Consider the following 9,836-nt stretch of genomic DNA (forward strand, 5'->3'; position numbering starts at 1 on the left):
AGGGCAATCGCCACTCCAGGAGCCCGACTTGAGGACTCAGAAGAAGCCCAACTTCTTCGGGGAGTAGCTGACCAGGAGGTTCTTCGTCTGCTGGTAGTGCTCCAGCATCATCTTGTGGGTCTCGCGGCCGATGCCCGACTGCTTGTACCCGCCGAAGGCCGCGTGGGCCGGGTAGGCGTGGTAGCAGTTCGTCCAGACGCGGCCCGCCTGGATCGCGCGGCCCGCGCGGTAGGCCGTGTTGATGTCGCGGGTCCAGACGCCCGCGCCCAGGCCGTAGGACGTGTCGTTGGCGATGCGCACGGCGTCGTCGAAGTCCTGGAAGGACGTCACCGACACCACCGGGCCGAAGATCTCCTCCTGGAAGATCCGCATCCGGTTGTCCCCCTCGAAGATGGTCGGCTGGACGTAGAAACCGCCCGCCAGGTCACCGCCGTGGTCGATGCGCCCGCCGCCCGTGAGGACCTTCGCGCCCTCCCGCTGGCCGATCTCCACGTACGACAGGACCTTCCTCAGCTGTTCCTCCGAGGCCTGCGCGCCGATCATCGTGTCCGTGTCCAGGGGATGACCCGGCACGATCAGTTCCGTACGGGCGACCGCCGCGTCCAGGAAATCGCCGTACCTGCCGCGCTCGATCAGGGCGCGCGACGGGCTCGTGCAGACCTCGCCCTGGTTCAGCGCGAACATCGTGAAGCCCTCCAGGGCCTTGTCGCGCAGGTCGTCGTCCGTCGTCCAGATGTCGTCGAAGAACAGGTTCGGGCTCTTGCCGCCCAGCTCCAGGGTGACCGGCTTCAGGTGCTCGGCCGCGTACTGCATGATCAGGCGCCCGGTCGAGGTCTCCCCGGTGAAGGCCACCTTCGCCACGCGCGGGCTCGACGCGAGCGGCTTGCCCGCCTCCTCGCCGAAACCGTTGACGACGTTCACCACGCCCGGCGGCAGCAGGTCGGACACCAGGCTCAGCCAGTAGTGCACCGAAGCCGGCGTCTGCTCGGCCGGCTTGAGGACGACCGTGTTGCCGGCCGCGAGCGCCGGGGCGAGTTTCCACACGGCCATCAGGATGGGGAAGTTCCACGGGATGATCTGGGCGACCACGCCCAGCGGCTCGTGGAAGTGGTAGGCCACCGTGTCGTCGTCGAGCTGGCTCAGCGCCCCCTCCTGGGCGCGCAGCGCGCCCGCGAAGTAGCGGAACTGGTCGATCGCGAGGGGCAGGTCCGCGGCGAGGGTCTCACGGACCGGCTTGCCGTTCTCCCACGTCTCCGCGACCGCGAGGGCCTCCAGGTTCTGCTCCATCCGGTCCGCGATGCGCAGCAGGACCGCGGACCGCTCGGCGACCGAGGTCCGGCCCCAGGCGGGGGCCGCCGCGTGCGCCGCGTCCAGGGCCCGCTCCACGTCCTCCGCCGTGCCCCGCGCGATCTCGGTGAAGGGCAGGCCGTTCACGGGGGAGGGGTTCTCGAAGTACCGGCCCCGGACCGGTTCGACGTACTCGCCGCCGATGAAGTGGTCGTAGCGGGACGCGTACGCCATCAGCGCGCCCTCGGTACCGGGCGCAGCGTATCGGGCCATGGTGTTCCTCCCCTTGCCGGGCGCCGGCCGTCGTCGGACGGCGCTCGGGGAGGAGGCTAGGAGCGGGCGGGTTGCGGGTACGTTGCGTACCGCCGGGGCACCCGCTGCGGCCCGCCGCCCAGCTCAGCGTCCAGGGCCCGTACGCGGGCCAGCGCGGCCGGCCGGCCCTCCGGCGGCAGGGCCGCCGCCAGCGCCCGCCACACCTCCGGGTCCTCCGCGCCCCACGCACTGCACACCCAGTCGGTCAGCAGCCCCGCGTCCGCGCGGGCGATCACCGCCGCCCGCGCCTGGTCCTCGATGCGCCGCCGCAGCCGTACGATGCCCGGTGCGCCGGAGGCCGGCAGCAGGGGGCCCGCGTACCGGGCCAGGCCGGCCGACACCGCGCCGGCGGCCAGGTGCCGGGTGACCGCGGCGAAATCGGCCTCCACCGGGGCGGCGGTCCGGTAGGGGCGGGAGAGCAGGTGCGCGGCGCCCAGCAGCGTGCGCAGCCGGGACACCTCCGCGCGCAGGGTCACTGCCGAGACCGACTCGTCCTCGTACAGCGCGTGGGCGAGTTCCTCCCCCGACAGGCCCTCGGGGTGCTGTGCGAGCAGCGCCACGATCTCGCTGTGCCGCCGCCCCAGCACGATCCGCCGGCCGCCGAGCACCAGCAGGGCCTCGTCGCGGCCGAGCGCCGTGAGGCTGTTCCGGGCCGCGTCGGCCGGCTGCGGCGCGAGCAGCGCCAGCTGGGCCTCGGCGGCCCGGGCCACCGCCTGTACGAAGGCGAGCGAGTGGGGGTGGGCCAGTCCGTCGCCGCCGCTGATGTCGACCGCCCCCAGCACGCGCCCGGTGGCGGGATCGCGAACCGGAGCCGCCGCGCAGGTCCAGGGGTGCACGAGGCGGCTGAAGTGTTCGGCCCCGAAGACCTGGACCGGTTCCCCGAGCGCGACCGCCGTGCCGGGGGCGTTGGTTCCCATCGCGGTCTCCGCCCAGCGGGCCCCCGGTACGAAGCCCAGCCGTTCGGCCCGCCGCAGGGTCGCCGATTCCCCCTCGACCCACAGCAGCGCGCCGCGCGCGTCGCACACCGCGAGCAGATGGGCCCCGTGCGCCGCGAACGCCCCGATCAGGTCCCGGAACAGGGGCATCACCCGGGCCAGGGGGTGCGCCGCGCGGTAGTCCCGCAGATCCGCCCCGGCCAGCTCCAGCCGGGGCGCGCACTCCGGGCTGACCCGCGCCCGCGCGCACCGCCGCCAGGACTTCGCGATCACCGCCCGGACCGGCGGCTCGACGCGTCCGTCCCGGGTGAAGGCCTCGTGCGCCCGCCGCAGGACGCGCGTGCGCTCGACGGGGTCGGCCCCGCCCGGCAGCGCCAACGACGGACCGCCCATGTCACCCTCCCGAGGGGCCGTGGCGCCGCGGGTGCGCGGAGCGCCCCCATCGTCGTGCGGCTCCCGGTCCCCGGCAAGCACTACGTCGGCCACACCACGCCGAAACCGGGTGGGCACTTCGAAGACCGCCCGGGTGGCCGGGAACGCACGGCCCCCGTGGCGCGTTGTGACAGGTAGTGGTCGACGTGGAAGAAGGAGGTGCCCGCAGATGTCGAAGGGCGCGAAGATCGCCGTTGGCGCGGTCGTGGCAGCCATCGTGTTGTATTCCCTGCTCGGGTTCTGGGCAGGACTGGCGGTCCTGATCGGGGTCCCGGTGGTGGCGTATCTCCTGCTGGACTCCTCCCAGAAGCGTCGTCTGCGGGGCATGTCCAGGAAGCAACTAGGCCGCTGAAGGCCGCACGGGGGGCGTTTTCGATGAGCAGGGCACGGGTCAGAGCGGTCAGCAGCAACGCCGAGTACGCGTTCACCAAGCCCAACCGGGAGAGCATCACGCTGCTCGCGGGCCTGGGGGTGGAGGGCGACGTGCACGCGGGGGTCACGGTCAGACACCGTTCACGGGTGGCCGCCGACCCGACCCAGCCGAACCTGCGCCAGGTACACCTGATCCACCGGGAACTGTTCGACGAGGTGGCCGCGGCGGGATTCGGCGTCGGACCGGGCCAGCTCGGGGAGAACGTCACCACCGAGGGCATAGACCTGCACGCGCTGCCGACGGGCGCCCTCCTGCGCCTCGGCGAGGAAGCGGTGGTCGAGGTGACCGGGCTGCGCAATCCCTGCCCGCAGATCAACGCCTTCCAGGACGGGCTGCTCAAGCAGGTCGTCGGCCGGGACGAGGAGGGCCGGGTGGTCCGCAAGGCCGGGATCATGGGCGTGGTCCACCGGGGAGGCACGATCCGCCCCGGCGACGCCATCACGGTGACCCTGCCGGACCTCCCGCACGTTCCGCTCGAACGCGTCTGAGGCCCGGTCCGTCGACCGCGCCGTCCCAGGGCATCGGCGGGCCGCCGGTCCGGCGGCGGGCGGCCCGCACCACACGCGCCGACGCGCGACCGGGCTCCGGGGCGACCGGGCTCCGGGGCGACCGGAGGGCGCGGGCCCGCGGGGCGCCCCGCGAGGTGTCAGGACGGCCGGGTGGCCACCCGCTCCAGGGCCGCCAGCAGCTCCGGGAGTTCGGGCAGTTCCGCGTCGCCGGCGCGCGGGACGGTCAGGACCTCGCCCGGCTCCTCGTCCAGCAGGACGAAGGCCGCGTCGTCGGTCCGGGCCACCAGGGACCATCCGGGCCCGTCCGCCCGGATCGTCCGCACGCCCTCACCGGCGAAGGCGGACCGGACCCGGCCCGGCGGTGGCGCCTGCTCGGCGTATCCCGTGGCCTCCCGCAGCGCCCGTGCCAGCCCGGGGTGCGCCGCGGCGGCGGCCCCGCCGTCCGTCGCGACCCGCTCGCGCCAGTCCGCCCACTCCCGGGCGATCTGGTCCGCGCCCATGCGCCGCTGCACCGGGCCCCACGACTCCGCCGACGGCGGAGCCAGCGGCACCCGCCCCGTGCCGTCCGCACCCTGCTCGGGGTCGTGCGGCTCGGGGATGCCCGGCGCCGCCACCGTCAGATCCAGCGGCCAGCCCGCCAGCGAGAGCACGATCGTGCTCTCGTCGGGCGACAGCTCGTACTCCATGCCGCAGTCCCAGGAGGCGATCGCGGTGGCCACGAGCGAAACGTCGTCGACGACCACCGTCCAGCGCGCACCTTCCGCGTCCTGTCCGAGCACCAGCCCGTACCCGCCGGCGACCGGTGGCACGCCCAGGAGGGCGCAGGCCTGCGGAAAATCGTCGCCGAACGCCGTCGGGAACTGCGTGGGGGTCAGCAGTACGGCGGTCAGCACGAACAGCGAACCCCCATCCTCCTCAGCGGACACGTGGCCTCCCGATCGCTCTCTCGTCGGCGCACCTTAACCAGCGGGTAATACGCGCGTCGAGAGTCCGCGGGCGGCGATTTCCAAGCCCGCTACCTGCACGTAGAGTTGGGCACCCGCCACAGAAAGGGACACCGGTGCAGCGTTACGACCGGCTGAGGGAGATCCTCCGGCTCGACCCCGACAAGGACTTCCTGGCCATCTACCGGCTCACCGCCACCTATGAGTTCCCGTGGGACTTCTCCCGCGCCCTGGAACTCGCGCTCTTCCGCACCTATGCCGTCCCCTCCATCGGCAGCCTGCTCGCCGAGACGGCCGAATTCACCCGGCGCGCCCAGAAGCGCTACGACGACACCGCGCTGCTCCTCGACGCGGTCGTCGAGCACGGCTTCGACAGCGACACGGCGCGCACCGCGATCCGTCGCGTTAACCAGATGCACCGCAGCTACGACATTTCCGACGACGACATGCGCTACGTCCTGTGCACGTTCGTCGTGATCCCCGCCCGCTGGATCGACGCCTACGGCTGGCGCCCGCTGACCCGGCACGAGCGGCGGGCCTGCGCCAACTACTACGCCGCCCTCGGCCGCCGGCTGGGCATCAAGGACGTTCCGGGCTCCTACGAGGAGTTCGAGACCACCCTGAACGCCTACGAACAGGAGCACTTCGGCTGGGACGAAGGGGGCCGGGAGGTCGCCGACTCCACCCTCGACCTGATGGCGTCCTGGTACCCGGCACCGCTGGCCCCCGCCGTGCGCCGCGCGAGCCTCACCCTCCTCGACGAGCCGCTGCTGAGCGCCTTCCGCTACGAGCCCCCGGGCCCCGGCCTCCGGCGCCTGGTCCGGGGCGCGCTGTGGCTGCGGGGCCGCGCGGTGCGGCTCCTGCCGCCCCGCCGGGCCCCTCACTACGTCCGCCAGAACCCGGAGATCAAGGGTTACCCCGACGGCTACGACGTCGGCGAGCTCGGTACGTTCCCCGTGCCCGGCGCGGGCGGCTGCCCCGTGCCGCATCCGCGCCGCCCGGCCGGAGCCGAAGCCCAGCCGCCCGCGTAGCCGCCGGGCGCCGGGGCGGCCCCGGCGTGCGGGGCGACGTAGGGTCCGAAGGGCTCAGGGGCGGCGGGCCGCCAGGACCAGGAAGCGGGCGTCCTCGTCGGCGTACGAGGTCATGTCCCAGCCCGAACCGGACAGCAGCGGGCGGAGGTTGTGCTCCGCCCGCAGGTCGTCCGGGGTCAGCTCGCGACCGTGGCGGGCGGCGAGCACCGCTCGCCCGATCGGGTGAAACAGCGCGAGGCGTCCACCGGGGCGGACCGCGCGGGCGAGCTCGCGCAGGTTGGCCGCGGGGTCGGGCAGGTGCGCGATCAGCCCGGCCGCGAACACCGCGTCGAGGGACCCGTCGCGCAGCGGGAGCCGGGCCACGTCCGCGAGCAGCAGGGTGCCGTCGGCGTCCCGCCCGGCCTCCCGGGCGGCGGCCAGCATCCGCTCGGTGAGGTCCACGCCGAGCACGGTGCCGGAAGGGCCGACGGCCGCGCGCAGCGGGGTCAGGGCCCGGCCCGTCCCGCAGCCCGCGTCGAGCACCCGCTCGCCGGGGGCCAGGCCCAGCTCGCCCACGGCGGCCGCGAAGGCGGGCCCGTCCTCGGGGAACTTGCGGTCCCAGTCGGCGGCGCGTGCCCCGAAGAACTCCTGCACGTGTGTGTGGTCCTCGTTCGTACGGCTCATGCCCCCATGATCCCGTACCGTCGCCCGCCCGGGGGCCGTGTGCAAGCTGGCACGTGGCGTGATCGGAGACGAACGTATCTCTGTCATATTCCGGCAGTTCCAGCGGCTTTCGAAATGCTCCCCCTGTTCGTGCCCTCACCCGGACTAGCGTCCCGTGGCCATGGGACACCTGGACCACGCCGCCTATGGCTGGCTGACACCCGCACTGTCATATGTGATGGCATCGATCGGCGCCGCCCTCGGACTGCGCTGCACCGTCCGCGCGCTCGCCGCCACCGGGGCCTCCCGCCGCAACTGGCTCCTCACGGCGGCCTCGGCCATCGGCACCGGCATCTGGACGATGCACTTCGTCGCGATGCTCGGCTTCCACGTCACCGGCACCGAGATCCACTACAACGTGCCGCTGACCATCCTCAGCCTGCTCGTCGCGGTGCTCGTCGTCGGCGCGGGCGTCTTCGCCGTCGGCTACGGCACGGCCCGCGGCCGGTCCCTCGTCCTCGGCGGTCTGACCACCGGACTCGGCGTCGCGAGCATGCACTATCTCGGCATGGCGGCCCTGCGCCTGCACGGCCGGGTCTCCTACGAGCCGCTCACCGTCGGACTGTCCGTCGTCATCGCCGTCGTCGCCGCCACCGCCGCCCTGTGGGCCGCCCTCAACATCAAGTCGCCGGCCGCCGTGGCCGTCGCCTCCCTGGTCATGGGCCTCGCGGTCAGCAGCATGCACTACACCGGGATGCTGGCCGTCTCCGTCCGCGTCACCCCCTCGGACCAGGCGCTGCCCGGAGCCACCGCCCTGCAGTTCATCTTCCCGCTCGCGGTCGGGCTCGGCTCCTACCTGTTCATCACCGCCGCCTTCGTGGCGCTGTCCCCGACCGCCGACGAACGCGCCGCGTCCGCCTCGGCCCACGGCGCCGTCCCCCCGCCCGCGGCCCCCGGCCGACGGGGCGAGGGCGCCGTGCCCGCGCACTGAACGACCGCCCGTCCCGGCCCCGCCGCCCCGCACCGCCCCGAACGAGGAGCCCATGCGCACATCCCGCAGAAGACCGCAGGCAGCGGCTCCGCGGCCACCCGTGCCCCCGGTGCGCGGCCGCCGGGCGCACGCCGGTCCCCCCGCCGTGGAACCGCTGGTCCCGGACCCGCGTACCGACCCGGCCGGGAGCGCTCCCGTCGGCACGCGCCCCCGGATCCGGCTGCGCCCCGCCACCGTCCGGGCGAAGATCGTCTCGCTGCTGATGGTCCCCGTCGTCTCCCTGCTCGGCCTGTGGGCCTTCGCCGCCGTCGCCGCCGCCCAGGACGTCGCCCGGATCGGCCGGGTCCGGCAGGCCGACGCCGAGATCCGCACACCCGTCGCCGCCGCCCTGACCGAGCTCCAGGCCGAACGCCGGGCCGCCGTGCGCTTCCTGGCCGATCCGGCCTCCGACCAGGCGGCGGCCCTGGAGCAGCAGGCCCGGCGCACGGACGACGCCGTACGGCGGCTCCGCCTGGGAAACCGGCACACCGTCGCCGACTCGGGCGACTACCACGGCGACGTGGTCACCCGACTGGACACCTTCGTCTCCCGCGCGGAAGGGCTCGCCGCGGCCCGCAAGGACGTCACCGAGCGCCGCGCCACCCCGGACGGCGCCTACGCGGTCTACACCGAGGCCGCCGACTCCGCCCTCGCCGTCGAGGGTGCCCTCTCCGGCGGTCAGGACCCCGTACCCGGCCCCGACGGCCGCGTCCTGCTGGAGTTCGCCCGAGCCGGCGAGATGCTCTCCCGCGAGGACGTCCTGCTCGCCGTGCCGGGACCCCGCACCCCCGATGCGCTCCGCCGCCTGACCGGTGTGATCGAGAACCGCCGCACCCTGACCGCCGCCACCGCCCCGGATCTGCCGACGGCCCAGCGCGCCGCCTGGGAGTCCGTGGCGAAGAGCGCGTCCTACGCCGAGCTCACGGGCGCGGAGGACAAGGCCCTGGCCGCCGCCCCCGCCACCACCCCCGCCGGCGGCGCGACGGCGCAGCGGGAAGCACCCCGGGAGGCCCCGCGCGCGGTGCCCGCCGGGTGGGAGGCCGCGTACACGAGCGTCAGCGGCTCGATGCGCGACATCCGGCTGGCCGCCGCTGCCGGGTCCGCGGGCCGGGCCGACCCGCTCGCCGAGGGCCTGTTCGGCCCCGCCGGGGCGGCGGTACTGCTGGGGCTGGCCGCCGTCGCCGCCTCGCTGGTCATCTCCGTCCGCATCGGCCGCACCCTGGTCGTCGAACTGGTCTCGCTGCGCAACACCGCCCTGGAGATCGCCCACCGGGGGCTCCCGGACGCCATGGAACGGCTCCGCGCGGGCCAACCCGTCGACATCGGCCTCGGCATCGACACCGACCTCGAGGCCGTGCCCGTGTCCGGACGGACCACCGAGGACGAGATCACCCAGGTCGCCGCCGCGCTCTCCACCGTCCACCGGGCGGCTCTGAGCGCCGCCGTCGAACGGGCCGAATTCGCCAGCGGGGTGAGCGGGGTCTTCGTCAACCTCGCCCGCCGCAGCCAGGTCCTCGTGCACAAGCAGCTCAACCTGCTGGACTCCATGGAGCGGCGCGCCGACGACCCCGGCGAGCTCGACGACCTCTTCCGGCTCGACCACCTCACCACCCGGATGCGCCGCCACGCGGAAAGCCTGATCATCCTCTCGGGCGCCGCTCCCGGCCGGGCCTGGCGCGTGCCGGTCCCGCTCACGAACGTCGTGCGCGCCGCCGTCTCCGAGATCGAGGACTACCCGCGGGTCGAGGTCCGCGGCCTCGCGGAAGCCGCCGTCGTCGGCGCGTCGGTGGCCGACCTCACCCACCTCCTCGCCGAACTCGTCGAGAACGCCACCCAGTTCTCCCCGCCGCACACCAAGGTCCGGGTCAGCGGCGAGCCCGTCGGCGCCGGGTACGTCCTGGAGGTCGAGGACCGGGGACTCGGCATGGGCCGCGAGGCGCTGGCCGACGCCAACCGCCGCATCGAGCACTCCGAGGACCTCGACCTCTTCGACAGCGACCGGCTGGGCCTGTTCGTGGTCAGCCGGCTCTCCTCCCGCCACGGGGTGCGGGTGCGCCTGCGGCCCTCGCCCTACGGAGGCACCACCGCGGTCGTGCTGCTGCCCAACTCCCTGCTCCAGGGCGCGATCGAGCCCGGACCCGGCCCGGCCCCCACCACCCCCGACCCCGACCCCGACCCCGCCTCCCCGGCCGGGGCCGGTGCGGGGCAGCCGGAGCCGCCCGCGGCCGTGAGTGCCGTACGGGAGACCGTGCGAGGCGTCCCGACGCCCGGCCGGCCGCCC

General features: G+C 74.5%; 9 protein-coding genes. 5 read left to right on the forward strand and 4 right to left on the reverse strand.

Features of this window, described 5'->3' with window-relative positions; all coding sequences use genetic code 11:
* Nucleotides 1-36: 36 nt before the first annotated feature.
* Together ABZW32_RS06355 and ABZW32_RS06360 are read right to left on the reverse strand one after the other, a co-directional pair.
* Nucleotides 37-1,560, reverse strand: coding sequence for an aldehyde dehydrogenase family protein (locus ABZW32_RS06355; protein ID WP_356211903.1), 1,524 nt, complete (start codon nt 1,558-1,560; stop codon nt 37-39).
* 56 nt (nt 1,561-1,616) lie between these two features.
* Complete coding sequence (locus ABZW32_RS06360) at nt 1,617-2,927, reverse strand: GAF domain-containing protein (protein WP_356211906.1); 1,311 nt, start codon at nt 2,925-2,927, stop codon at nt 1,617-1,619.
* A gap of 208 nt (nt 2,928-3,135) precedes the next feature.
* On the opposite strand from ABZW32_RS06360, the gene ABZW32_RS06365 reads away from it, so the two are divergent.
* Nucleotides 3,136-3,318, forward strand: a complete 183-nt coding sequence (locus ABZW32_RS06365) for a hypothetical protein (RefSeq protein WP_030232626.1) — start codon at nt 3,136-3,138, stop codon at nt 3,316-3,318.
* Between the two features lie 23 nt (nt 3,319-3,341).
* Entirely contained in the window at nt 3,342-3,887 is a 546-nt protein-coding gene (locus ABZW32_RS06370; RefSeq protein ID WP_356211909.1) for an MOSC domain-containing protein, read from the forward strand.
* 158 nt (nt 3,888-4,045) lie between these two features.
* Here the strand turns inward: ABZW32_RS06370 and ABZW32_RS06375 are convergent, their stop codons facing one another.
* Nucleotides 4,046-4,834: a hypothetical protein gene (locus ABZW32_RS06375; protein WP_356211912.1), complete on the reverse strand. Its 789-nt coding sequence runs from the start codon at nt 4,832-4,834 to the stop codon at nt 4,046-4,048.
* A 134-nt stretch (nt 4,835-4,968) separates the two neighbouring features.
* Between ABZW32_RS06375 and ABZW32_RS06380 the strand changes: the two genes are divergently transcribed.
* Nucleotides 4,969-5,883: an oxygenase MpaB family protein gene (locus tag ABZW32_RS06380; protein WP_356211915.1), complete on the forward strand. Its 915-nt coding sequence runs from the start codon at nt 4,969-4,971 to the stop codon at nt 5,881-5,883.
* A 54-nt stretch (nt 5,884-5,937) separates the two neighbouring features.
* On the opposite strand, the gene ABZW32_RS06385 is transcribed toward ABZW32_RS06380, so the two are convergent.
* The gene (locus ABZW32_RS06385; RefSeq protein WP_356211918.1) at nt 5,938-6,546 is read right to left on the reverse strand and encodes a class I SAM-dependent methyltransferase; all 609 of its coding nucleotides are present in this window, start codon (nt 6,544-6,546) and stop codon (nt 5,938-5,940) included.
* 160 nt (nt 6,547-6,706) lie between these two features.
* Between ABZW32_RS06385 and ABZW32_RS06390 the strand changes: the two genes are divergently transcribed.
* Both ABZW32_RS06390 and ABZW32_RS06395 read left to right on the forward strand, forming a co-directional pair.
* A complete protein-coding gene (locus ABZW32_RS06390; protein ID WP_356211921.1) occupies nt 6,707-7,516 on the forward strand; it encodes an MHYT domain-containing protein in 810 nt (269 codons plus the stop codon).
* A gap of 52 nt (nt 7,517-7,568) precedes the next feature.
* Nucleotides 7,569-9,836, forward strand: a 2,268-nt coding sequence (locus tag ABZW32_RS06395; protein ID WP_356211924.1) for an ATP-binding protein, incomplete at its 3' end; no start/stop codon positions are given.

It is taken from the genome of Streptomyces sp. NPDC004667, assembly GCF_040609475.1.
Classification (GTDB): Bacteria; Actinomycetota; Actinomycetes; order Streptomycetales; family Streptomycetaceae; genus Streptomyces.

Excerpts from the sequence above, each read along its gene's own strand:
- ABZW32_RS06360 (WP_356211906.1), bottom strand. The coding sequence starts at position 2,927 with ATGGGCGGTCCGTCGTTGGCGCTGCCGGGCGGGGCCGACCCCGTCGAG.
- ABZW32_RS06365 (WP_030232626.1), top strand. The coding sequence starts at position 3,136 with ATGTCGAAGGGCGCGAAGATCGCCGTTGGCGCGGTCGTGGCAGCCATC.
- ABZW32_RS06370 (WP_356211909.1), top strand. The coding sequence starts at position 3,342 with ATGAGCAGGGCACGGGTCAGAGCGGTCAGCAGCAACGCCGAGTACGCG.
- ABZW32_RS06385 (WP_356211918.1), bottom strand. The coding sequence starts at position 6,546 with ATGAGCCGTACGAACGAGGACCACACACACGTGCAGGAGTTCTTCGGG.
- ABZW32_RS06390 (WP_356211921.1), top strand. The coding sequence starts at position 6,707 with ATGGGACACCTGGACCACGCCGCCTATGGCTGGCTGACACCCGCACTG.
- ABZW32_RS06355 (WP_356211903.1), bottom strand. The coding sequence starts at position 1,560 with ATGGCCCGATACGCTGCGCCCGGTACCGAGGGCGCGCTGATGGCGTAC.